This is a genomic window from Aeromonas sp. R4-3 (assembly GCF_040908275.1).
Classification (GTDB): domain Bacteria; phylum Pseudomonadota; class Gammaproteobacteria; order Enterobacterales; family Aeromonadaceae; genus Aeromonas; species Aeromonas rivipollensis.
Window position 1 is genome coordinate 70,011 of record NZ_JBFODK010000054.1, and the last position, 24,124, is coordinate 94,134.

Annotated in this window: 19 protein-coding genes and 2 pseudogenes; 11 read left to right on the forward strand and 10 right to left on the reverse strand. The window is 62.9% G+C overall.

The annotated features are described in order from the left end of the window. Positions 1-8: 8 nt before the first annotated feature. Complete coding sequence (locus AB5Y91_RS16265; RefSeq protein WP_106885260.1) at positions 9-449, forward strand: DUF2489 domain-containing protein; 441 nt, start codon at positions 9-11, stop codon at positions 447-449. Between the two features lie 31 nt (positions 450-480). After that, the gene (hemN, locus tag AB5Y91_RS16270; RefSeq protein WP_163148938.1) at positions 481-1,854 is read left to right on the forward strand and encodes an oxygen-independent coproporphyrinogen III oxidase; all 1,374 of its coding nucleotides are present in this window, start codon (positions 481-483) and stop codon (positions 1,852-1,854) included. A 67-nt stretch (positions 1,855-1,921) separates the two neighbouring features. Here hemN and add read toward each other — a convergent pair whose 3' ends face one another. From add to glnA, 5 genes are all read right to left on the reverse strand, one after another. Continuing rightward, the gene (gene add, locus AB5Y91_RS16275) at positions 1,922-2,923 is read right to left on the reverse strand and encodes an adenosine deaminase (protein WP_168236202.1); all 1,002 of its coding nucleotides are present in this window, start codon (positions 2,921-2,923) and stop codon (positions 1,922-1,924) included. A gap of 142 nt (positions 2,924-3,065) precedes the next feature. After that, positions 3,066-4,484, reverse strand: coding sequence for a nitrogen regulation protein NR(I) (glnG, locus tag AB5Y91_RS16280; protein WP_289981881.1), 1,419 nt, complete (start codon positions 4,482-4,484; stop codon positions 3,066-3,068). A gap of 9 nt (positions 4,485-4,493) precedes the next feature. After that, the gene (glnL, locus tag AB5Y91_RS16285) at positions 4,494-5,549 is read right to left on the reverse strand and encodes a nitrogen regulation protein NR(II) (protein WP_041206667.1); all 1,056 of its coding nucleotides are present in this window, start codon (positions 5,547-5,549) and stop codon (positions 4,494-4,496) included. A gap of 86 nt (positions 5,550-5,635) precedes the next feature. Beyond that, on the reverse strand, positions 5,636-6,211 hold the full coding sequence (locus AB5Y91_RS16290) for a DUF4124 domain-containing protein (protein ID WP_368170274.1): 576 nt from the start codon (positions 6,209-6,211) through the stop codon (positions 5,636-5,638). Between the two features lie 198 nt (positions 6,212-6,409). Beyond that, the gene (glnA, locus tag AB5Y91_RS16295) at positions 6,410-7,819 is read right to left on the reverse strand and encodes a glutamate--ammonia ligase (protein ID WP_025325354.1); all 1,410 of its coding nucleotides are present in this window, start codon (positions 7,817-7,819) and stop codon (positions 6,410-6,412) included. Positions 7,820-8,169: 350 nt separating this feature from the next. On the opposite strand from glnA, the gene typA reads away from it, so the two are divergent. The 4 genes and pseudogenes from typA (at position 8,170) to dtd (ending at position 11,735) form a co-directional block, all read left to right on the forward strand. After that, positions 8,170-9,981, forward strand: a complete 1,812-nt coding sequence (gene typA, locus AB5Y91_RS16300; RefSeq protein ID WP_041206669.1) for a translational GTPase TypA — start codon at positions 8,170-8,172, stop codon at positions 9,979-9,981. A gap of 177 nt (positions 9,982-10,158) precedes the next feature. Next, a complete protein-coding gene (locus AB5Y91_RS16305; protein ID WP_368170275.1) occupies positions 10,159-11,031 on the forward strand; it encodes a virulence factor BrkB family protein in 873 nt (290 codons plus the stop codon). A gap of 15 nt (positions 11,032-11,046) precedes the next feature. Next, a pseudogene (locus AB5Y91_RS16310) lies at positions 11,047-11,169 on the forward strand (virulence factor BrkB family protein); the annotation flags it as partial. A gap of 128 nt (positions 11,170-11,297) precedes the next feature. After that, on the forward strand, positions 11,298-11,735 hold the full coding sequence (gene dtd, locus AB5Y91_RS16315) for a D-aminoacyl-tRNA deacylase (protein ID WP_106885255.1): 438 nt from the start codon (positions 11,298-11,300) through the stop codon (positions 11,733-11,735). Positions 11,736-11,820: 85 nt separating this feature from the next. Here the strand turns inward: dtd and AB5Y91_RS16320 are convergent, their stop codons facing one another. Further along, positions 11,821-12,474: a spermidine synthase gene (locus AB5Y91_RS16320; protein WP_106887815.1), complete on the reverse strand. Its 654-nt coding sequence runs from the start codon at positions 12,472-12,474 to the stop codon at positions 11,821-11,823. Between the two features lie 51 nt (positions 12,475-12,525). Here AB5Y91_RS16320 and AB5Y91_RS16325 point away from each other — a divergent pair. Next, a pseudogene (locus tag AB5Y91_RS16325) lies at positions 12,526-12,630 on the forward strand (GNAT family N-acetyltransferase); the annotation flags it as partial. A 17-nt stretch (positions 12,631-12,647) separates the two neighbouring features. Next, positions 12,648-13,556, forward strand: a complete 909-nt coding sequence (locus AB5Y91_RS16330; RefSeq protein ID WP_025325359.1) for a bifunctional GNAT family N-acetyltransferase/hotdog fold thioesterase — start codon at positions 12,648-12,650, stop codon at positions 13,554-13,556. A 53-nt stretch (positions 13,557-13,609) separates the two neighbouring features. On the opposite strand, the gene AB5Y91_RS16335 is transcribed toward AB5Y91_RS16330, so the two are convergent. The 4 genes from AB5Y91_RS16335 to AB5Y91_RS16350 form a co-directional block, all read right to left on the reverse strand. Next, positions 13,610-15,679 (reverse strand): AsmA-like C-terminal region-containing protein, encoded by a 2,070-nt coding sequence (locus AB5Y91_RS16335; protein WP_368170276.1) that lies wholly within the window; start codon positions 15,677-15,679, stop codon positions 13,610-13,612. 141 nt (positions 15,680-15,820) lie between these two features. Then, the gene (recG, locus tag AB5Y91_RS16340) at positions 15,821-17,890 is read right to left on the reverse strand and encodes an ATP-dependent DNA helicase RecG (protein WP_168236205.1); all 2,070 of its coding nucleotides are present in this window, start codon (positions 17,888-17,890) and stop codon (positions 15,821-15,823) included. Positions 17,891-18,067: 177 nt separating this feature from the next. Further along, positions 18,068-19,417 (reverse strand): CDP-diacylglycerol--serine O-phosphatidyltransferase, encoded by a 1,350-nt coding sequence (gene pssA / locus AB5Y91_RS16345; protein ID WP_368170277.1) that lies wholly within the window; start codon positions 19,415-19,417, stop codon positions 18,068-18,070. 153 nt (positions 19,418-19,570) lie between these two features. Continuing rightward, positions 19,571-20,932 (reverse strand): GntP family permease, encoded by a 1,362-nt coding sequence (locus tag AB5Y91_RS16350; RefSeq protein ID WP_201035283.1) that lies wholly within the window; start codon positions 20,930-20,932, stop codon positions 19,571-19,573. A 164-nt stretch (positions 20,933-21,096) separates the two neighbouring features. Between AB5Y91_RS16350 and AB5Y91_RS16355 the strand changes: the two genes are divergently transcribed. The 3 genes from AB5Y91_RS16355 (at position 21,097) to AB5Y91_RS16365 (ending at position 24,115) form a co-directional block, all read left to right on the forward strand. Continuing rightward, a complete protein-coding gene (locus AB5Y91_RS16355; protein WP_025325364.1) occupies positions 21,097-21,606 on the forward strand; it encodes a gluconokinase in 510 nt (169 codons plus the stop codon). A 61-nt stretch (positions 21,607-21,667) separates the two neighbouring features. Then, the gene (gene edd, locus AB5Y91_RS16360) at positions 21,668-23,464 is read left to right on the forward strand and encodes a phosphogluconate dehydratase (RefSeq protein ID WP_368170278.1); all 1,797 of its coding nucleotides are present in this window, start codon (positions 21,668-21,670) and stop codon (positions 23,462-23,464) included. A 9-nt stretch (positions 23,465-23,473) separates the two neighbouring features. Continuing rightward, complete coding sequence (locus tag AB5Y91_RS16365; RefSeq protein ID WP_111911614.1) at positions 23,474-24,115, forward strand: bifunctional 4-hydroxy-2-oxoglutarate aldolase/2-dehydro-3-deoxy-phosphogluconate aldolase; 642 nt, start codon at positions 23,474-23,476, stop codon at positions 24,113-24,115. The last annotated feature ends 9 nt before the right edge of the window (positions 24,116-24,124 follow it).

Consider the following 24,124-nt stretch of genomic DNA (forward strand, 5'->3'; position numbering starts at 1 on the left):
GTGGATGGATGCTGGCCGCCCTGCTGGGGGGCCTTGTCTTGCTGGGGCTGGCTGTCTATGCCGGCACCCTGCTGGCGCGTCTCAAGCGTCAGCACGACATGCAGCGGCAGGCCATCGCGGCCCGCAACGAGCGCATCCTCGACAGCGTCAGGGTGATCGCCCATGCGGTACGGGATGGTCAGTGCGACTACTCGGAGGGGGCCATCCGGCTGACCAACCTGCTGGATGCCTTGCAGATCAAGGAAGGGCGAGCCTTCGCCAATGAATTCCCTGGTCTCTATGGCCTCTACGAGAAGGTGAAGGAGATGCCGACTCACGAGGCGAGGCGAGCCCTCAAGCGCAACGAAGTGATGAAGATGGATCTCGAACGCAGCGGCTACGAGGCCGAGCTGGAGGCGCAGATCCTCAAGGATGTCGCCCGACTGAAGGACTTTCAGCTAAGCCGGTGAGCCCTGGATAACAAAGAAAGAGGAAGCAAGCGTGCAAGCAGAACAGATTGTGTGGGATCAGGCCCTGATCGAGAAATATAACTACAGCGGCCCGCGTTACACCTCCTATCCCACCGCGCTGGAGTTCAACGAGGGCTTCAGTTATCCGGACTTCGTCCAGGCCGCGGGCCAGTATCCGGCGCGCAATCTGTCGCTCTACGTGCACATCCCCTTCTGCCACAAGCTTTGCTACTACTGCGGCTGCAACAAGGTGATCACCCGTCACCAGCACAAGGCCGATCAATACCTCGATTACCTCGAGCAGGAGATCAAGGCGCAGGCCCCCCTGTTCAAGGACCGGCTGGTGACCCAGCTGCACTGGGGCGGCGGCACCCCCACCTATCTGAACGAAGGGCAGACCCGTCGCCTGATGGCCATCTTGCGGGAGCACTTCCGGTTTGCGGATGAGGGGGAGATCAGCATAGAGGTCGACCCGCGCGAGATCGAACTCTCCATGCTGGATGTGCTGCGGGAGCTCGGCTTCAACCGCATCAGCCTCGGTGTGCAGGATTTCAACAAGGCGGTCCAGGTCGCGGTCAACCGCGAGCAGGACAACGACTTCATCCGTGCCATGCTGGAGCGCGCCCGGGCATTGGGGTTCCGCTCCACCAATCTCGACCTTATCTACGGCCTGCCACACCAGAACCGGGATAGCTTCCACCACACCCTGGAGGAAGTGCTCAAGACGGATCCGGCCCGCCTCTCCATCTTCAACTATGCCCACCTCCCGAGCCGCTTCGCCGCCCAGCACAAGCTGAAGGAGGAAGACATGCCAGCCCCCCGGGAGAAGCTGGCCATGCTGCAGGACACCATCGCCTTCCTCACCGGTCAGGGTTATCAGTTCATCGGCATGGATCACTTCGCCAAGCCCGATGACGAGCTGGCGGTGGCCCAGCGTGAAGGCAAGCTGCACCGCAACTTCCAGGGCTACACCACCCAGGGAGATTGCGATCTGCTGGGGCTGGGGGTCTCTTCCATCAGCATGATGGGGGATGCCTACTCCCAGAATCAGAAGGATCTCAAAACCTATTACGCCCAGGTGGAGACGCTCGGCCACGCCCAGTGGAAGGGATGCTCCCTCAACCGGGATGACCTGATCCGCCGCGAGGTGATCAAGCGCCTCATCTGCGACTTCTCCCTGAACTTCGCCGCCGTCGAGCAGGCCCATGGCCTGGTCTTCCGGGAGTACTTCGCCGAGGATCTCAAGCTGCTGCAGACCTTCATCGACGATGGTCTGGTGCGCATGACAGACGATGGACTGGAGGTGGTCTCCACCGGTCAGTTGCTCATTCGCAACATCTGCATGTGCTTCGACGTCTACCTGCGTAGCAAGGCGCGCCAGCAGCAGTTCTCCCGGGTGATCTGAGCCGTCGCTCAGCGTTGAACATAAAAAAAAACCGCCTCGGCGGTTTTTTTATTGGGTTTGCCTGCACTCAGCGTTGGGCTGCGCGGGCGCTCAGTTCGGCTTTCTCGCCATCGCTCAGGAAGGCCAGGGTCAGACCGTTCTGCTGGGCGGTGCGGATCTCGCTCGCCGTCATGCCGGCGGCCGGGGCGGCCACCTCGTATTCATGGGGCAGGTCAATGCCTTCCACCGCAGGGTCGTCGGTGTTGAGGCAGGCCAGCACGCCGGCGGCCAGGAACTGGCGGATCGGGTGCTCGGTCAGGCTGGCGACAGTGGTGGTCTGGATATTGGAGGTGAGGCAGGACTCGATGCCGATGCGGTGCTCCGCCAGATAGGCCATCAGGGCCGGATCCTGGACGGCCTTGACACCGTGGCCGATACGCTCGGCGCCCAGATCGCGAATGGCCTGCCACATGCTCTCGGGGCCCGCCGCTTCACCGGCGTGCACGGTGACGCGCATGCCCGCATCCCGCACCTTGCGAAAATGTTCGGTAAAGAGTTCCCCCGGGAAGCCCAGCTCGTCACCGGCCAGATCGATGGCGACCAGCTTGTCGCGATGGGCCAGACAGGCGGCCAGCTCCTTGTTGCACTGCTCGGTGCCGAAGGTGCGGCTCATGATACCGATCAGATTGGTTTTGATGCCAAAGTCGCGGCTGCCGGCGGCCACGCCGTCGATGATGGCTTCCACCACGCCCTGCGGGTGCAGCTTGTGGGCCATCGCCATGTAGGCGGGGCTGAAGCGCAGCTCGGCATAGTCGATGCCGGCGCGCAGCAGATCTTCCACGTTCTCGTAGGCGACCCGGCGGCAGGCGTCGTAATCGGCCAGCACGGCCACGCCCCAGTCCAGTTTCTTCAGGAAGGCCACCAGACTCGGCTCGTTCTCGACGATCTGAACGTGAGGGCGCAGGGCTTCCAGCTCATCGGCTGGCAGTTGGATGTTGTGCAGGCGACCCAGCTCGAGAATGGTCTGCGGACGGATGTTGCCATCCAGATGGCGGTGCAGGTCGGTCAGGGGGAGGGATCTGTCAATCATGATGGCGCCTTCTGCGAGTCGGGTTGGAAAGCCTGTCATTCTAGGCGGGGATCTTGAAAAAGATACCCCGTTTGCAGGCAAACGGGGTCTGATTGGTCAGGCTTTCCCTCAAGGCGTGATGGGAATCGTTTTTCCCGAAGACTCAGGGAATGTCGAGTTCCTTGAGCTTGCGGGTCAGGGTATTGCGGCCCCAGCCGAGCAGGCGGGCGGCCTCCTGCTTGTGGCCATGGGTGTGCTCCAGCGCCGTCTCCAGCATGATCCGCTCGAACTGGGGCATGGCGTCGGCCAGGATGTCGGTCTCCCCCAGCGCCAGCTTGGCGGCCACCCAGTCCTGCAGTTGTTGCTGCCAGCCACCGGTCAGCGCGGGCTGGCCGGGTTCCGCCGCGCTGGTGATGGGGGTCAGCAGTTCGGTGGGCAGATCGCCGACCAGCACCTCCTGGCCCGAGGCCATCACGGTCAACCAGCGGCAGACGTTCTCCAGCTGGCGCACGTTGCCGGGCCAGGGCAGGCGGCTGATGTAGGTCTGGGTATCCGGGTGCAGGCTCTTGGCCTCCACGTTCAGCTCCTTGGCGGCCCGTAGCAGGAAGTGCTGGGCCAGCTGGGGTATGTCCTCCCGCCGCTCCTTGAGGGCGGGGATATGGATGCGGATGACGTTGAGGCGGTGGAACAGATCCTCCCGGAATTCGCCGTCGGCGACCCGTTTCTCCAGATTCTGGTGGGTGGCGGCGATGATCCGCACGTCCACCTGCACCGGTTGATGGCCGCCGACCCGGTAAAACTGGCCATCGGCCAGCACCCGCAGCAGCCGGGTCTGGACATCGAGGGGCATGTCGCCTATTTCGTCGAGAAACAGGGTGCCGCCGTCGGCCTGCTCGAAACGGCCGTGGCGGATGTTGTTGGCGCCGGTGAAGGCCCCTTTCTCATGACCGAACAGTTCGGATTCGATGAGGTCCTTAGGGATGGCGGCCATGTTGAGGGCGATGAAGTTCTTGTGGGCGCGCGGGCTGTGCTTGTGCAGAGCGTGGGCGACCAGCTCCTTGCCGGTGCCGCTCTGGCCGTTGATCAGCACCGAGATGCTGGAGCGGGACAGTCGGCCTATGGCGCGAAACACCTCCTGCATGGCGGGGGCCTCACCGATGATCTCCGGGGTGGTGGTGGCCTCCTGCTGGCGAGCCTTGCGCTTGGTGCGCTGCTCTTTCAGATGATTCTCGGCACGGCGCACCAGGGTGACCGCCTCGTCGATGTCGAACGGCTTGGGCAGGTATTCGAAGGCGCCGCGCTGGTAGGCGTTGACCGCGCTGTCGAGATCCGAGTGCGCCGTCATGATGATGATGGGCAGATCCGCCTGGCGGCGGTGGATCTGCTCCAGCAGGCTGAGGCCGTCGATGCCCGGCATGCGGATATCGGAGAGGATCACGTCCGGCGAGCGCATCTCCAGCGAACTCAGCAGGGCTTCGCCGTCGGCAAAGCTCTCGCATTCGAAGCCTTCGCTACCAAGGGTGCGCTCCAGGACCCACCGGATGGAGCTGTCGTCATCGACGATCCACACTTTTGCTGTCATGAGGTTCCCTTACTTGCGAAGTGGTAGGTAGATGGTGAATTCGGTGTGGCCGGGCCAGCTGATGCAGTCGATGCGGCCTTTGTGCTGATCGATCAGGTTCTGGGCGATGGAGAGGCCGAGGCCTGTGCCTCCCTCCTTGCCGGTGATCATGGGGTAGAACAGTGTGTCGCGAATGGCATCGGGAATGCCGGGGCCGTTGTCGATGATCTTGATCTCGGCGGCCAGCCGGTAGCGCTGGCCGTGGATGGTGATCTGGAAGGCGGTGCGGGTCTTGATGCGGATGAGCCCGGTCTGGTCACCTAGGGCCTCGGCGGCATTGCGGACTATGTTGAGAAACGCCTGCTGCAGCTGGTCCGGCTCCATCTCGAACTCGGGAATGCTGGGGTCGTAGTCCCGCTCGATGCGGATCTGGGGCGGCAGCTCCAGGTCTACCAGGCGGCGCACCTGCTCCAGCACCGAATGCACATTGTGCATCTGATGGCGTCCCGGCCGCTGGGGGCCGAGCAGACGGTCGACCAGCACCCGAAGGCGATCAGCCTGCTCTATGATGATGCCGGTGTATTCACGCAGGGCCGGGTCTGGCAGCTCCTTTTGCAGCAACTGGGCCGCGCCGCGCAGACCCCCGAGGGGGTTCTTTATCTCGTGGGCCAGCCCGCGCACCAGCTCCTTGGCGGCTTGCTGCTGGGCATGCTGTTGCAGCTCCTGGCTGATCTTCTTCTGTTGATCGATCTTGCGCAGCTCCACCACCATCAGCCGCTGCTCGTGGTCGGCCATGGGGCTCACGCTGATCTCCACCAGCCTGGGCTCTCCCTCCACCACCAGGGTGACTTCGCTGTCGGTGAAGCCCTGCCCCGAAATGAGGCACTGCTTGAATCGTTGCAGGTCGAGGGAGATGTGCTCCAGCAGATGGGGCAGTTCGATCCCGATCAGTCGCCGTTCGCTGAGGGAAAGCAGCTGTTCGGCCGCCGGGTTGACGAATTGAATGCAGAGCCGCTCATCCATCAGGATGACGGCGGTCAGCAGGTTGTCCAAGAGTGTCTTGGCGTGATCCGAGCGGGTTGGCACAGGTTTCTCCCTAAAACGGTGCTTTACACCTGTTATGCACCGATATGGTGCATTGAGTTTACCCGCATCGGTGCGTCACATCACCCCTAATTGGCCTTGGGGGTGGCTTTGGGAGCCGGATTCACAGTCGTTCTATGCAGGTAAAAGGTGGCTGCTTTGGATTTAGCAAGGATCGTACCGTCTTTGGTGAGCAGCTCGAGCCGTGCCTCGTAGGCACCACGAGGGAGGTTCTCAACCCGGATGGCCAGGCTGTTGTGAACGAGGGGAATGGCCTTGTCGTTCAGCAGCAGTCGCACGTCATATTGCACCGGTGCCTGGGGATGGACCTGTGCCTGGAAGACGATGTTGCCCGTGTTGTCGCGCAATGTGCTGCCCGGCTCGGGGGAGAGCAGTTCTATCTCCAGGGGGGCTGCTTCCTGGGCCTTCCTGGCATCGACACCGGTCAGGCTGTTGAAGTCATCGACCTGGACCGAATGGGGCGAGGTGCCGATGAGGGGGGAGACCCGCAGGTCTAACTCCCTGGCGTTCTTGCCGGGGGGAGGGGCGTCGGTGTAATGGGTCACCCCTTGAGGGTCGATCCAGGAATAGACTCTGGCCGCCTGGGCGGTGCAGGAGAGCATCAGCAAGAGGCCCAGCGTCCATGTCGGGTGTACTGTTTTCATCCATCTCTCCTTGACGGGGTTCACCTTAATCCTATCAGAGAAAAAAATGTCGGGTTTATTGTCGGATCGGCGGTGAAAAATGGGTTCGCTGAGCCCTAGCACCATGCTGCGTGAGGCAATGAGTCATGATATTTCAGCCCCTTAGATAAAAAACCCGCCAGATGGCGGGTTTGTCATGATGAAGCAATGGGCACCGGATTAGACGGAGTAGTACAGCTCGAACTCCAGCGGGTGCGGGGTCATGCGGACACGATCCACGTCATGCTGCTTCAGCTCCAGGTAGGAGTTGATGAAGTCGTCGCTGAAGACGCCGCCACGGGTCAGGAACTCGCGGTCTGCATCCAGTGCGGACAGGGCTTCGTCCAGGGAACCGGCAACGGTCGGCACTTCTGCGGCTTCTTCCGGCGGCAGGTCATACAAGTTCTTGTCCATGGCATCGCCCGGATGGATCTTGTTGATGATGCCGTCCAGACCGGCCATCAGCTGGGCAGCGAAGGCCAGGTAGGGGTTGGCAGCCGGATCCGGGAAGCGCACTTCAATGCGGCGTGCTTTCGGGCTCGGCACCACCGGGATACGGATGGAGGCAGAGCGGTTGCGGGCGGAGTAGGCCAGCATGACGGGGGCTTCATAGCCCGGCACCAGACGCTTGTAGGAGTTGGTGGTCGGGTTGGCGAAGGCGTTGATGGCCTTGGCGTGCTTGATGATGCCGCCGATGTAGTGCAGCGCCATCTCGGACAGACCGCCATACAGGTCGCCAGCGAACAGGTTGACGCCGTTCTTGGCCAGGGACTGGTGGCAGTGCATGCCGGAGCCGTTGTCACCGAACATGGGTTTCGGCATGAAGGTGACTGTCTTGTTGTAGGCGTGGGCCACGTTGTGGATCACGTACTTCAGCACCTGCACTTCGTCCGCTTTCAGCGTGAGAGTATTGAAGCGGGTTGCGATCTCGTTCTGACCGGCAGTGGCCACTTCGTGGTGGTGAGCTTCAACGACCTGGCCCATCTCTTCCAGCACCAGACACATGGCGGCACGGATGTCCTGGGAGGAGTCAACCGGCGCAACCGGGAAGTAGCCACCCTTGACGAAGGGACGGTGCCCCTTGTTGCCGTGCTCGTACTCGGTACCCGAGTTCCAGGCAGCTTCTTCGGATTCGATCTTCACGAAGCTGTGGCCCATGGTGTTGGAGAAGGTGATGTTGTCGAACATGAAGAATTCCGGCTCCGGCCCGAACAGCACGGTGTCAGCGATGCCGCTGGCTTTCAGGAAATCTTCGGCACGCTTGGCGATGGAGCGCGGATCGCGGTCATAGCCTTGCATGGTGGCGGGTTCAAGCACGTCACAGACGATGTTCAGCGTGGTCTCTTCGGTGAACGGGTCCAGTTTGGCGGAGGCCGGATCCGGCATCAGCACCATGTCAGACTCGTTGATGCCCTTCCAGCCGCCGATGGAGGAGCCATCGAACATCTTGCCGTCTTCGAAGAAGTCTTCGTCGACCTGGTGGGAAGGAATGGATACGTGCTGCTCTTTACCCTTGGTGTCGGTAAAACGCAGATCAACAAACTTGACTTCGTGTTCCTGGATCAGGGCCAAAACGTTCTGGGCTGACATGCTAAGTAACCTCCGGTGTTAAAACTCTTTGGGTGAATGCGTCATCACATTCACATAAGCCAGTATCGTGCCAAGTTTGTGACAGCTTGATTTCAGTGCATTTGCACCCTTTCAGGCTGTCGGGACTCCCGCTTTCATGCTTGGCTGCGCCTCAAAGTGGTGCAACCTTGGATCGTTTTGGTGCACCAGGATGGTGCGCCTACGTGTCAGGACCATCTAAGCAGGCTTTTGGCGCGGGGTCCATGATCCAGATCCCCTGTCGTACACGAATGGTCTGCAATTCTGCTAGGCAGATCACAAAGGCGAGAGTACAATTAGCGCCCAATTTTACCCGGTGATTTGAGGCGAGAATGTTAGAGAATTTACGCAATATTGCGATTATTGCGCACGTAGACCACGGCAAAACTACCCTGGTTGATAAGCTGCTGCAGCAGTCTGGAACCCTGGACCGTACCACTGATGGTCAAGAGCGTCTGATGGATTCCAACGATCTGGAAAAGGAACGTGGTATTACCATTCTCGCCAAGAACACTGCGATCCGCTGGAATGACTACCGCATCAACATCGTCGATACCCCGGGTCACGCCGACTTCGGTGGTGAAGTTGAGCGCGTCATGTCCATGGTTGACTCCGTGCTGCTGCTGGTCGACGCCGTTGACGGCCCTATGCCGCAAACCCGTTTCGTGACCCAGAAAGCCTTCGCCCAGGGTCTGAAGCCCATCGTGGTCATCAACAAGATCGACCGTCCGGGTGCTCGTCCTGACTGGGTAATGGATCAGGTATTCGACCTGTTCGACAACCTGGGTGCCACCGATGAACAGCTGGACTTCAAGGTTGTTTACGCCTCTGCACTGAACGGTTGGGCCACCCTGGACCAGAGCGTCGAGTCCGACAACATGGAACCCCTGTTCCAGGCCATCGTTGACAACGTCGAGCAGCCGAAGGGTGACCCCGCCGGTGGCTTCCAGATGCAGATCTCCCAGCTGGACTACAACTCCTACGTCGGTGTTATCGGTATCGGCCGCATCACCCGTGGTCGCGTCAAGACCAACCAGCAGGTCACCATCGTTGGTGCCAACGGCAAGAACCGTACCGGCAAGGTCGGTCAGGTGCTGGGTTACCTGGGTCTGTCCCGTACCGAAGTGGCCGACGCGCAAGCGGGCGACATCATCGCCATCACCGGTCTGGGCGAGCTGAAGATCTCCGACACCATCTGTGACAACAATGCCGTCGAAGCCCTGCCACCGCTCTCCGTCGACGAGCCGACCGTGAACATGACCTTCCAGGTCAACACCTCACCGTTCGCCGGCAAAGAAGGCAAGTTCGTGACGTCCCGCAACATTCTGGAGCGTCTGAACCAGGAGCTGGTCCACAACGTGGCCCTGCGTGTGGAAGAGACCGAAGATCCGGACAAGTTCCGCGTCTCCGGCCGTGGTGAACTGCACCTGTCCATCCTGATCGAAAACATGCGTCGCGAAGGCTACGAGCTGGCGGTATCCCGTCCGGAAGTTATCCTGCGCACCGTTGACGGCGTGCTGCACGAACCGTTCGAAACCGTGACCGTGGATGTGGAAGAGATCCACCAGGGTTCCGTCATGGAGCAACTCGGCCTGCGTAAGGGCGAGATGACCAACATGACCCCGGATGGCAAGGGTCGTGTCCGTCTCGACTTCATGATCCCGAGCCGTGGCCTGATCGGTTTCCAGACCGAGTTCCTGACCATGACCTCAGGTACCGGCCTGCTGTACCACACCTTTGACCATTACGGTCCGCACAAGGGTGGCAGCATCGGTGAGCGTCAGAACGGCGTGCTGATCTCCAACGCCACCGGCAAGGCCCTGACCTTCGCCCTGTTCGGTCTGCAAGACCGCGGTCGTCTGTTCATCGGTCACGCGACCGAAGTGTACGAAGGCCAGGTGATCGGGATCCACTCCCGTTCCAACGACCTGACCGTCAACTGCCTGAAGGGCAAACAGCTGACCAACATGCGTGCCTCCGGTACCGACGAAGCCCAGGTGCTGACTCCGCCGATCCGCATGACCCTGGAGCAGGCTCTCGAGTTCATCGACAACGATGAGCTGGTGGAGATCACGCCGAAGGCCATCCGTATCCGCAAGAAACTGCTGACCGAGATGGATCGCAAGCGCGCCGGTCGTGCTTGATCGATAGCTGTTCATCGACAGACCAAAGAGAGGCCTTATGGCCTCTTTTTTTATGGTCGCGCGGCGGCCTCTTGCTCCGGGTTGGTCGATGGTGATGGCCGCGAATCGGCTCATGGGTGGTCAGATGGGCACCCTATCTGACACAATATCTGCATGATGACGCTTACGAGAATCAAGATGCAGCAGCAAATCCGGGGCCGCCTGGCCCACGCAGTCTCCTTCTTGCGCCACGATGGCGCCCATTTCGCCCAGTTTGTCTGGGGCCGTTTCCAGCAGGACAGGCTGACGGTCACCGCCGGTTACCTGGCCTATGTGACCCTGCTCTCCCTGGTGCCCATGGTCGCCGTGGTGTTCGGCATGATGTCGGCCTTCCCGGTGTTCCAGACCCTGAAACAGCAGGTGGAGCAGTTCGTCTATCACAACTTCGTGCCCACCGCCGGCGAGATGCTCAAGGAGTACATAGACGGCTTCGTGGCCAATGCCACCAACACCACTGCGGTCGGCATAGGCGCCCTGATAGTGGTGGCACTGATGTTGATCTCGGCCATCGACAAGAACCTCAACTACATCTGGCGTTCGACCCAGAATCGACCGCTGGCCCAGGCCTTTGCCATGTACTGGATGATACTGACCCTGGGCCCCGTGCTCATCGGGGCCAGCCTCGCCATCTCCTCCTACATACTGTCGCTGAAGCTGTTTGCCGCTGACAGCCTGTTTGGCGCCGGCTATCTGGTGCTGCGCAGCCTGCCGTTCCTGTTCTCTGTGTTCGGCTTCCTGCTTATTTATACCGTGGTGCCGAACTGCAAGGTGCGGCTGACCCACGCCTTGATCGGCGCCCTGGTGGCGGCCACCTTGTTCGAGCTGGCCAAGCGTGGCTTCTCCATCTACATCACCAACTTCCCCTCCTATCAGGCCATCTACGGCGCCCTGGCGACCATCCCCATTCTGTTCGTCTGGGTGTATCTAAGTTGGTTGGTGGTCTTGCTCGGCGCGGAGACCACCGCCTGCCTCGGAGAGTATGAGAAGCCCGGCAACGAGGAGCTGGCTTGAGTCAGCCGCTCATTGTTGGCACCGATATCCATTCTGTTCGTCTGGGTGTATCTAAGTTGGTTGGTGGTCTTGCTCGGTGCGGAGACCACCGCCTGCCTGGGGGAATACGAGAAACCGGGCAACGAGGAGCTGGCCTGAGGCCAGCCTGCCATAGCGCCGACCCTGGCGGGAAAGGCGTTGGCCCGGGCAGGGCATTTATTGGTAGCATCAACGACCGCCCCGTCATGACGACGGTGGCGGTCGTTCTGTTTTGAGAGGAGAGGGATGTGATTGCATTGATCCAGCGGGTGTCAGAGGCCAGCGTGACCGTCGAGGGAGAGGTGACTGGAGCCATAGGCCAGGGGTTGCTGGTGCTGCTCGGGGTAGAGCAGGGGGACGATGAGGCCAAGGCCGACAAGCTGCTGCACAAGGTGAGCGGCTATCGCATCTTCTCCGATGCAGAGGGCAAGATGAACCTCAACGTGGGCCAGGTCGGAGGCAGCCTGCTGGTGGTCTCCCAGTTCACCCTGGCGGCGGATACCGGCAAGGGGATGCGACCCAGCTTCTCCGGCGGTGCCCACCCGAGCGATGCCGAGCGGCTCTATGACTACTTCGTTGCCCGGGCCAAGGAGGGCGGCATGCCGACCGAGACAGGACGTTTTGCCGCTGACATGAAGGTCAGGCTGCTCAACGACGGCCCCGTGACCTTCTGGCTGCAGGTGTAGGTGTCATTGCTGGCGCCCATCCCTGGATGCGCTAGCTCGTTTCTCGCGGCGACCCGCCAGCAAGAGTGAGGGCCCGCAACAGGACCTAGGCGAGATTGGTGGCGTGCAGTATGACGTTGCGATAACCCGGCACCCCGTGGGCACTGGTGGGGCCTATCCACTCCTCGGCCAGCCGTTTGGCCTGCGCCAGTTCGAGGTGGGTCCGTGGCAGCAGGTTGACGATGAGGGTGCCGTGCAGGCATCTGGCCAGCGCCTGATAGATGGGAGCCTGGAACAGCAGCAGGGGATTGCCGTCCTGGCTGAACAAGTCCAGCAGCACCAGATCGTAGGCGTCCTGGCTCTGGAGCAGGAAGTGCAGGGCGTCCGCATGATGCAGCCTAGGGGGGCGCTGCGAGGCATCCTGGAAGAACTGCTGGAACAGGGTGAGGATCTCGGCGTCCAGATCCACGCAGTCGTGGCGGGCTTCGGGCCAGCGCGCCCCCAGATGACGGGTGAGATCCCCCCCTCCCAACCCCAGCTCCAGGATCCGGCTCGCCTCTGCGGGTAGCCGCTCGGCGATGCTCTGTTGATGGGGCAGGCAGAGGTGTTCCGGCTGGCTCAGGCTCATGGCGGATTGCACCACGCCGTCCATTTCCAGCCAGCGGTGGCGGGCATTTTCCAGGATGGATAGGCGGCGTTCGGGTTTGGCGCTGAGGTGCAATAAGTGATCGGCTTGGTACGCTTGCAGATTGAAGTCCATGAATTTGCACGGCAAGATGGCTTTCGACCAGTGTAACTCAAGGATGTCGCTATGTACCGGGTGGTCACGCCTCAAACGGCAGCCGAGCTGGACTCTTACTACCAGCTGCACTGGGAGGCATTGGTGCGCAAGCTCTTCAATCTGCCCGTCGGCGCAAACTCAAGGATCTCTTTATGTACCGGGTAGTTACCCCCCAAACCCCAGCCGAGCTGGATGCCTACTACCAGTTACGCTGGGAACTCCTACGCAAGCCCTTCAATCTGCCCGTGGGCTCCGAGCGTGACGAATACGATACCGTCGCCATTCATCGGCTGATGCTGGCCGAAGACGGTACCCCCATTGCCGTCGGTCGCCTCTTCATCGGGGGGGACGAGGCCCAGATCCGCTTTATGGCGCTGCGCCCGGAGTTTCGCGGTCAGGGGCTGGGGGCCCGCATGGTGGAGGATCTCGAGCAGCTTGCCCGGGACGAGAAGGTGAAACGGCTGGTGATGAACGCGCGCCAGGAGGCGGTGGAGTTCTATCGCAGGTGCGGTTTTCTCGAGGTGGGTGAGGGGCCCGTCTCCTTCGGCCGCATTCCCCATCGTCAGATGATCAAATCCATCAGTCCGCTGCAGACCATACAGTACCGCCCCGAGTGGTGTCAGGATCTCACCACCCGCTGGTCGAGGGGGATCCCCATCAGCGAGAAGATGGGGGTGCATATCACCCACTACGATGGCCAGACCTTCCACCTCAAGGCCAACCTGGCGGCCAACCTCAACGTCCACGACACCATGTTCGCCGGCAGCATTTACAGTCAGTGCGTGCTGGCGGGCTGGGGCCTCATCTGGCTGCAACTCAAGGAGGCCGGTCTGGGTGGGGATACAGTGCTGGCTGAGGGCAACATCAAATATTACAGACCCGTGAGCGAGGAGCCGGAGGCCAGGGTCGCCCGGGAGGGGATGCCCGCCGTGCTGGCGCCGCTCAAGAACGGGGAGTCCGCCAAGTTCAGCCTGCGGGTGCAGCTGTTCAGCGGTCGCAAGCTGGCGGTGGAGTTTGTCGGCCAGTACGTGGTGCTGCCCATCAAGCGGGCGGGACACTGACCCCGCCGCCCGACATCCGTTAGCAACAAGGCCTCATGATGAGGCCTTGTTCGTCATTGCGCCGCGGTGGCGGGGGCCGTCTGGGGTCGCCGGAGCGGGCCGCTGCGCCCCTGGGCCGGATAGCGTACGCCTGTCTCCCAGTCGCAAGCGGCTTCCCCGGTCGGGAAGCGCCATTCCAGGGCCGGACTCTCAAGGGGGCCGCGCCAGAGCGCCAGCAGCTCGGCACAGCGCCGTTTGTTCAGCACGCCGAGATCCAGCTGCCACTGGTCACTGGCGAGATCGACCCCGCCCTGCAGCGCCAGCAGGTGGGTGATGGTGGAGGCCCCGCCCTGCTCGATCTGCAGCTTGCCCTGCTCGGCCCTGGCCTTCAGCTTGATGTGGTAGAAGGGGGTATCCCCCTGTTGCATCGCCTGCCACAGGGTCTCGGGGGTCAGGGTGGGCGGGGCCGCCTCCTTGAACCAGTTGTCCAGCAGGGGGTCTATCCCGACCTTGTCCCAGAAGGGATCCCTGGCCTCCAGGCTCAGGCTGCCCTGCAAGGTGCGGCGCCAGTTGCCGGGGGCCTGCTCCGGCTGCGGGGCCAGATCGGCCTGCAGATCCGTCTCCAGATCCACCTTGCCCGCCAGCGAAACGGGGGCATGGAGCAGTTCGCCCCACTTCTCCAGATCCAGCTGCTTGCCCTGCAGTTGCAGGCGGCTCTCCTGCCCGGACACCTTGCCCCATTGGCCGCTGAGGCTGAGGGAGCCCTCATCCGGCAGCTCGCTGCTGAGCCTGTTGAGCTGCCAGGCGCTGGGGGTCAGCTCCGCGTCCAGCACGCCGTTGCGGGCACTCAAGCCGTCCCACACCAGCTCGAACCACTTGCTCTCGATGCTGGCCCGGCCAAGCAGCGGGCCCGGCTGGTTGCCCTTCAGGCTGAGATCGCTCAGATAGAGCTGCCAGCCGGTCAGGGAGAGGGGCAGGGTGTCGTCGAAGGAGAGCACCTTGAGCTTGTCGAAGGCCAGCTTGCGCACGTCGATCTGCTGCGGGCGCCAGCCCTGCCACTCCTGCCACCACCCTTCCGGCAGGCTGATGTCCATGCCGCTCAGGGCCAGGTCCTTGAGAGTCAGCTTTTGCACTTGGGTGTCGAGGGCAAGCTCGACATTGAACTCCCCGTCGTATGCCTTGCCCTGCAGTTCGGCATCGATCTGCCCGGGGGAGAAGGCGAGCTTGCCCTCGATGGCTTCCAGCTGGAACAGGCCGCGGCCGAGATCTGACAGGGTGCCGGAGAGATAGCCGCTTGGCTGGTTGCCCGCCTGCCAGTCGAAGGCGGTGAGCTGACCGCTGAAGTTGTTGAGGGAGAGCTCCTGCTCTATGGCGTTGACGCTGACTCGATCGAGCTGGCCCCGATCCAGGGTGATGCGGCGCAGGGGGAACTCACCAGGGGGGATGTCCCCCAGTTCGACGCGCATGCCACGGGCCTTCAAGGTGTGCAGTTGCAGGCTGCGATCCGGCCAGTTCAGCACCATGCCGGTTTCCAGCAGACCGTCGAACAGATTGGTGGTCAGCTTGTCGGTGCTCAGCACCTGCCCCTCCAGTCGCCCCTTGAGGCTGAGGCGGGCCAGGGTGAGCTGCGGCGTCTCCAGCTGGTTGATGCCGAGGCTGAGGTTGGCCTGGGGCTGGCGTTTAGGATCGATCAGCTCCCAGTCGCTCAGGGTGGCGCTCAGGCCGCGCAGGGTCAGCTCCGGGCTCAGCAGGCTCAGGTTGTCTATGGTGCTGTCGCTGATGGTGAGGGAGTGCACCGGCAGGGTCGGCAGCTGGTTCGGTAGCGGCAGCTTGATGACGGGGCGGATGAGATCCAGGTGGGCGATGCGTACGTCCCGGTTCAGCCAGTCGATGTTGTCTATCTCCAGATAGATCTTCTCCAGCTGCACCGCATCCCCGTATTGCACCTGCTCCGCCAGCAGGGTGTAGGGGTGAAGCGGGTTGAACACCAGTCGCCCTATGGTGACAGGCACGCCGGTCTGCTGGCTGATCCAGCTGGCGATGGGGCCCTTGGCACGCTCGGCGTCGAACAGGCCGAGGCCGACCCAGACGAACAGCAGCAGGAAGGCAAACAGATAGAGCAGGGCGCGTAGCCAGGAATTCATCGGTGTTTTCCTCCTGTGATCTGTTGGGGGTCAGGCGTTGGAGTAGTGATCCCGCAGTCCCAGCCAGCGGCGGATCAGGGGTTCGACATGGTTCGGGTGCTGGTCCATCAAGAATCTGACCATCTTCTGCATCTGCCTCGGTCAGGCATTGGAGTAGTGATCCCGTAAACCGAGCCAACGCCGTATCAAGGGTTCGACATGGCTCGGATGCTTGTCCATCAAGAAGCGCGCCATCTTCTGCACCTGGGGAATGAGCGACTGGTCGCGCACCAGATCGGCGATCTTGAGATCCGCCAACCCGGTCTGGCGGGTGCCGAGCAGTTCCCCCGGGCCGCGCAGCTCGAGATCCCGCTGGGCGATCAGGAAGCCGTCGTTGGTCTCCCGCAGCACCCCGAGCCGGCTCTGGGCCGTCTTGGAGAGGGGGGCATGGTAGAGCAGCACGCAGTGGGAGGCCACCGAGCCCCGGCCGACCCGGCCGCGCAGCTGGTGCAACTGGGCCAGCCCCAGCCGCTCCGGGTTCTCGATGATCATCAGGCTGGCATTGGGCACATCAACCCCCACCTCGATGACGGTGGTGGCGACCAGCAATTGCAAGATGCCCGCCTTGAACTCCTCCATCACCCGCTGCTTCTCGACCGGGCGCATCCGGCCATGGACCAGGCCTATGTGCAAACCGGGCAGTCTGGCTTGCAGCTCGGCGGCCGTGTCTTCGGCGGCCTGGCACTCCAGCACCTCGGACTCCTCGATCAGGGTGCAGACCCAGTAGGCCTGCTTGCCCTCGGTGCAGGCGAGTTTCACCCGCTCGATCACATCCTGACGGCGACTGTCCGGCAGGGCGACAGTGGTGATGGGAGTGCGGCCGGGTGGCAGCTCGTCGATGACGGAGGTGTCGAGATCCGCATAGGCGGTCATCGCCAGGGTGCGGGGGATGGGGGTGGCGGTCATGATGAGCTGGTGGGGATGGACCCCTTCCCGCTCCCCTTTTTCGCGCAGGGCGAGGCGCTGGTGCACCCCGAACCTGTGTTGTTCGTCGATGATCACCAGGGCCAGGCGCTGGAACACTACCTGCTCCTGGAAGATAGCGTGGGTGCCCACCACCATCTTGACGCTGCCGTCGGCGATGGCCGCCAGCGCCTCCTCCCGCGCCTTGCCCTTCTGCTTGCCCGCCAGCCAGCCTACCTTGATGCCGAGGGGCTCCAGCCAGTTGGCGAAGTTGACGGCGTGCTGTTCGGCCAGCAGTTCGGTCGGCGCCATCAGCCCCACCTGGCAGCCGTTGCCTATGGCTTGCAGCGCCGCCAAGGCCGCGACCAGGGTCTTGCCGGAGCCCACGTCCCCCTGCACCAGCCGCATCATGGGGTGGCTGCGTTGCAGATCCTGGCTTATCTCCGCCACTACCCGGTTCTGGGCCCCGGTCGGCTTGAACGGCAGGGCGCTTAGCAGCTTTTCCACCAGAGCCGGTGCCGGCTTGAGGGAACGGGCCAGCTGGGTCTGCGCCTGAGCACGGACTTTCAGCACCGACAGGTTGTGGGCCAGCAGCTCTTCCAGCACCAGTCGCTGCTGGGCCGGGTGCTGGCCGCTCTCCAGCAGGGCCAGCGCTACTGAGGGGGGCGGGCGGTGCAGCAGACGCAGGGCGGCGGCGAGGTCTATCTGCTGGGGGTAGAGACCGGCGGGCAGCAGCTCCTCAACGCCATAGAGGTCGAGCTGGGCCAGCGCCTGATCCGTGAGGCTGCGCAGGCTGAGCTGGCGCAAGCCTTCGGTGGTCGGGTAGACGGGGGTGAGCGCCTCTTCGGTCTGGCCGGCCTGCTCCTCGCCGAGCAGCTTGTACTCGGGGTGGGCCATCTCCAGCCCGTATTTGCCGGGACGGGCCTCGCCGAAGCAGCGGATCAACCGGCCCTGGGCAAGGCTGTTCTTCTGGGCAGCGGTGAAATTGAAGAAACGCAGGGTCAGGCTGCCGGTGCCGTCGCTGATGCGGCACACCAGCATGCGGCGGCGCCCCATGACCAGCTGGGTGTCCTGGATCTCGCCCTCGACGGCGCCGTGCAGCCCGGGCGGCAGATCGCCGATGGGCCACACCTGGGTGCGGTCCTCGTAGCGCAGGGGGAGGTGGAACAGCAGATCCTGTACCGTGGCCAGCCCCAGCCGCTCGAGCTTCTCCAGCATCTTGCTGCCGACGCCCTTGAGGCTGTCGAGAGGAATTTTATCCAATTTCATCAATTAGATGCCCGAAAACACTGTAAATATGTCCAGATGATAGGGGTTGTTGCTGTCTCGATGCAAGCCGCGTTGCAGCGGCAGGGGCTCCCCGGGCTGGGTGAGAGGGCACATAAGACAAAGGCCTGCCGAAAACGGCTGGCCTTTGCAGGGGCAGACAGGGGAGGCGGATAAGGCCTAGATGATCCGCTTGAGCAGGATGTGGGCCCTGACCCTGTGGATCCTGGCAAGCAGCTTGCGCACCTGCTCGGGGTAATCCTTGATCTGCTCGATCTGATCGAAGTGGCTGATGCGACGGGTGTGGGCCAGTATGTTCTCGCGCTCCTCCTGGAAGCGCACGCGCAGGTGGTGGTGGCGGTCATGGACCAGCAGGCCATTCTCCAGATCCAGCGCCCAGGCGCGGGGATTGAGGTTGTTGCCGGTGAGCAGGGCCCACTCCTCGTCCACGAAGATCCCCTTGAGATGATAGGAGTGCTTGTCGCAACACCAGAGCATCAGGTTGAGACGGCCGCTGTCGATGTGGTGTTGGTTGCGCTCGGCAAACTTGCGCAGGTTGGTCTCGTAGAGATAAGGCAGGCCGCCTATGGTGGAGAATTTCTCCTCCGGCGGGATGAAGAAGTCGTTGGCTGTCTTGTCGCCCACCACTATGGTCACCTTGCAGCCGCGCTTGAGCAGGGCTTCCACGTCCTTGTTCAACTCCTTGGGGGGGTTGAAGTAAGGGGTGCAGATGAAGATCTCCCGCTCGGTGGCCCGCACCAGGTTGCGGATCATCCGGTTGAGCTGGTTGCCGCGCTTGCCCAGGCCCACCATGGGGGTGATGGCGATCTCCTGGCTGTTGGCCGGTATGCTCTCGAATCTGTACTGGCTGGTGCGCAGATTGTGCTTGAAGCGGCGGATCTGCCCCTTGAGCTGTTTGGCACCCGGGATGCCGGTGCGATCCAGTCGCTGCACGGCCTCGCTCTTGAGGAAGACGTCATCCACGTAGTTGGCCATGCTGCGGGTCAGCGCCTGGCTGTGGATCTGGTGATAGCGATCGAAGCGGTAGCGCTCCTGCTGGTGCAGGTAGATGTCGTTGAGGCTGGCACCCGAGTAGAGCAGGATGTCGTCGAAGATGAAGCCCTTGAGGTGCAGGACGCCGAGCAGCTCGCGGCCCTTGACCGGCACGCCGTAGATCTCGATCTGGTGTTCATGGCGGGCGGCCATGGCCTGATACATCAGGTGGTTGCCCCCCTGTTTGCCCTTGCCGATCAGGCCGCGCTGGGCGCGGTGGAAGTCGACGAAGACCTTGATGTCGAGGGCGGGGTTGCGCTGCTTGGCGGCGTAGAGGGCGGAGAGGATTTCCCGTCCCGCCTCGTCATCCTGCAGGTAGAGGGCGATCAGATAGATACGCTGGGTCGCGTTGGCGATGAGCGAGAGGATACGGCTCTTGAAATCTTTGGCGCTGTTGAGTACCTGGAACTGATCTGCGGCAACCGCGATCTGGGGTAAACGTGCCAGCAACTGTCGATAATGTGCCGATGAATGCATAGAGAAGCCTGAAATCACGGGATGAAGCGTTCCACTCGGGGCGATGAATAGGCAATTCTAGCAACCTGCGGCGATGGGCCCAAGCAAGAATCCGTAAAAATGTCGATGGAACGCCATATCGGGGCCGCCGGAAGGGGCCCCGATATGGGGGAGTTAGAAGACGATGCTTGCCATGGCAACGATGAGGAAGGCGATGGTACCGAGCAGTGTCTCCATCACTGTCCAGGTCTTGAGGGTGGTCTTCTCGTCCATGTTGAGGAAGCGGCTGACCAGCCAGAAACCGGAATCGTTGAAGTGGGAGAGCACGGTCGCCCCACCGGCGATGGCGATGACGATGAAGGTCAGGTCCAGATCGCTCAGCCCGGCCGTGGCCGCGACCGTTGGCGCCATCAGGGCGGCCGTGGTGGTCAGGGCTACCGTGGCCGAGCCCTGGGCCACCCGCAGGGCGGTGGAGACCAGGAAGGCAGCCAGGATCACCGGCATGCCGGTGTCGGAGAGCACGTCAGCCAGGGCAGTGCCGATGCCGCTGGCACGCAGCACGCCGCCGAACATGCCACCGGCACCCGTCACCAGGATGACGGCGCAGACGGGGGCCAGGGCGTCGTTGCAGAACTTCTCGAGCTGCACCTTGCCCTGGGTCTGACGGAACAGCCAGAGGGCATAGAGCACTGTGATGAGCAGGGCCACCGGGGTCTTGCCGACCATGCGCAGCACGTTCACCCAGTCGGCACCCTTGTCGATCACCCCCATGACGCTCAGGGTGTTGAGGCCGGTATCCATGAAGATGAGCACCAGCGGCAGCAGCAGGATGGAGAGCACCTGGCCGAAGCTCGGCGCCTGGTCGGAGAGTCGCTCTGCGGTCTCGGTGAAGCTCGGGGGCAGGGGCAACTCAAACTTCTTGCCGGACCAGAGCCCGAACAGATAGGCACCCAGATACCAGGTCGGCAGCGCGACCAGCAGACCCACTATGGTGAGCAGCCCTATGTTGGCGCCCAGCAGTTCGCTGGCGGCCACCGGGCCCGGGTGGGGTGGCAGGAAGGCGTGCATCACCGCGAAGGCACCGGCGGAGGGCAGGGCATATTTGAGGACTGAGCCGCCGAACTGCTTGGCCACGCTGAAGATAATGGGCAGCATGACGATGAGGCCGGCATCGAAGAAGATAGGGAAGCCGAACAGCAGGGAGGCGATCCCCAGCGCGAAGGGGGCGCGGTGGGAGCCGAAGCGGTTGATCAGGGTGTCGGCAAGCACCTTGGCGCCCCCCGTCATCTCCAGGATCCTGCCTATCATGGCCCCCAGGCCGACCAGCAGCGCGACCGAGGCCAGGGTGCCGCCGAAACCGGTCAGCATGGTGGGGATCACCTGGTCATAGGTGACCCCGGTAGCCAGGGCCGTCAGCATGCTGACCAGGGTCAATGCCACGAAGGCATGTACCTTGAATCGCATGATCAGCACCAGCAGCATGACGATAGCGCCAGCGGCTACCGAGAGCAGGTAGGCGACATCGGGTGTGTTCATCGCTCCGTCCATAAAATGTCCTCAAATGGTTCTAGTAGTTGTTCTGCACATTTCTGTGCTCCACTTCACATTGCGCAACGTTACCGGTAACATGTTACCGGTAACGTGCTAACTTAGAACCCATCAGGTAAACGTTTTTTGAAAAGTGAGAGAGAGGTCAAATAATGGCGGGCAAGAGCATTATCGTGATGGGTGTGTGTGGCAGTGGCAAGTCCAGCATAGGCCTCAAGGTGGCCAGCGCCCTGGGCGCCAAGTTCATCGACGGTGATGATCTGCACCCCCGCGCCAACATCCAGAAGATGGCGGGCGGCAACCCTCTCAACGATGAAGACAGGGCACCCTGGCTGGAGCGGATCCGCGATGCGGCCTACAGCCTGGAGCAGAAGAACGAGCTGGGCGTCATCGTCTGCTCGGCCCTCAAGAAGCAGTACCGCGACCAGATCCGCGAGGGCAACGAGTCGGTACACTTCCTGTTTCTGGACGGCAGCCAGTCCCTCATTCTCGACCGGATGCGGGCACGCAAGGGCCACTTCATGCGGGAAGGCATGGTAAAAAGTCAGTTCGAGACCCTGGAGCGGCCGGATGGCGAGGCCGGTGTGTTTCGCGTCGACATAGATGGCACCTTCGAGCAGGTGGTTGACCGCGCCGTCACCGCCCTGGCGCAGGTGCAATGAGCCATTTCGCGATCCTGGCCTTTGTCGATCGCGTCCGTATTTCCGTGTTGGAGACAATCCTATGACCCATCCCGTGATCACCGAAGTGACCTGCCGCATCCGCGAGCGCAGTGTCGCTCGCCGTCAGGCCTTCCTGGCACGCATCCAGCGCCAGACCGAGCAGGGCAAGACCCGCGCCTCCCTCTCCTGTGGCAACCTGGCCCACGCCGTGGCCGCCTCCAGCTGTGACGACAAGGGGCGCATCCTCGACATGACCCGCGCCAACGTGGCCATAGTCACCGCCTACAACGACATGCTGAGCGCCCATCAGCCCTATCAGGGCTATCCGGACATCATCAAGGGTGCGCTGGCCGAGCTGGGCCACAGCGCCCAGGTCGCCGGCGGCGTGCCCGCCATGTGCGACGGCGTGACCCAGGGCCAGCCGGGGATGGACATGTCCCTCTTCTCCCGGGATCTCATCGCACAGGCCACCGCGGTTTCCCTCTCCCACAACACCTTCGACGCCACCCTGCTGCTCGGCATCTGTGACAAGATAGCCCCGGGCCAGATCATGGGGGCCCTCTCCCATGCGCACCTGCCCACCGCCTTCGTGCCCGCCGGCCCCATGGCGAGCGGCATAGGCAACGACGAGAAGGTGAAGGTGCGCCAGCAGTACGCCGCCGGTGAAGTGGGCCGCGATGCCCTGCTGAAGATGGAGTGCGGCGCCTACCATTCGGCCGGCACCTGCACCTTCTATGGCACCGCCAATACCAACCAGCTGGTGTTCGAGGCCATGGGCCTGATGTTGCCGGGCTCCGCCTTCGTGCACCCCCACAGCGAACTGCGCCACGCCCTCACGTGCGAGGCGGCCCGCCGCATCAGCGCCATGATCCCGTGCTCCCCGGCCTACCGCCCCTTGAGCCAGGTGCTGGACGAGCGCGCCCTGGTCAACGGCCTGGTGGCCCTGCTTGCCTCCGGCGGCAGCACCAACCACAGCATCCACATGGTGGCGCTGGCCCGCGCCGCTGGCCTGGAGTTGACCTGGGATGACTTGAGCGATCTCTCCGACGTGGTGCCGCTCCTGGTTCGCATGTACCCGAACGGCCCGGCGGACGTGAATGCCTTCGAGCAGGCGGGCGCCGTGCCCGGCCTGATGCGCCGTCTGGCCGAGGCGGACCTGATCCACCTAGATGCCACCCCTGTGTTTGGCGAGATGCAGGATTACCTCAGCCGCCCCGCGCTGGTGGATGGCAAGCTGGTGTGGCAGCCGGTGGGGGAGAGCACGGATCCGAGCGTGCTGTCCGTTGCTGGCAGCGTGTTCCAGGCCACAGGCGGCACCAAGCTGCTTTCCGGCAACCTGGGCCGCGCCGTGGTCAAGGTCTCGGCGGTCGCCCCCGAATACAGGGTGATTGAAGCGCCGGCCCGGGTCTTCTCCTCCCAGCACGCGGTGGAGGCGGCCTACAAGGCCGGTGAGCTCAATCAGGACGCCGTCATAGTGGTGCGTCACAATGGCCCGGCCGCCAACGGCATGCCGGAGCTGCACAAGCTGATGCCAGTGCTCGGCAACCTGCAGAAGGCCGGTCACAAGGTGGCCCTGGTCACCGATGGTCGCCTCTCCGGCGCCTCCGGCAAGATCCCGGCTGCCATCCACGTCACCCCGGAAGCGCTGCACGGCGGGGCCATAGGCCTGCTTGCCGATGGCGATCTGCTGCGGGTGGACGCCGACAGCGGCCGCCTCGACTGCCTGACCGATTTGAGAGGCCGCACCCAGGCCGACATCGACCTCACCCTGGAACAAGAGGGGTGGGGCCGTGAACTGTTCAGCGTGATGCGTCGCGCGGTATCGAGCGCCGAGTGCGGCGCCACCATCTTTGACTGAGGAAGAGTTATGCAGAACTGGAAAGTGACCCCTGCCGAGGTGTTTGCCGCCTCTCCGCTGGTACCCGTGATGGTCATCAACGACCTGGAGCAGGCCCTGCCGATGGCCAAGGCGCTGCTGGATGGCGGCATCTCTGTGTTCGAGATCACCCTGCGCACCCCGGTGGCCCTCGACGCCATCGCCCTCATCGCCAAGGCGATGCCGGATGCCATGGTCGGTGCCGGTACAGTGCTCAACTGCGCGCAGTTTGACGCCGCCGTGGCCGCCGGTGCCCGCTTCGTCATCTCCCCGGGGATGACTCCGGCCCTGCTGGCCCACGCGGCCAAGAGCACGGCACCGCTGATCCCGGGGGTGGCGACACCGTCCGAGGTGATGCAGGCGCTGGAAGCGGGCTACGACCACCTGAAATTCTTCCCGGCCGAGGCCAACGGCGGCACCAAGGCGCTGGCCGCCATAGCCGCGCCCCTGCCCCAGGTGAAATTCTGCCCCACCGGCGGCATAGGCCCGAAAAACGTGGCCGACTACCTGGCGCTCAAGTGCGTGGCCACGGTCGGCGGCTCCTGGATGCTGCCCGCCGATGCGGTCAAGAGCGGCAACTGGGAGGAGGTGACCCGCCTCTCCCGCGAAGCGGTTGAAATGGTTAAACGCTAAGCGCCCATC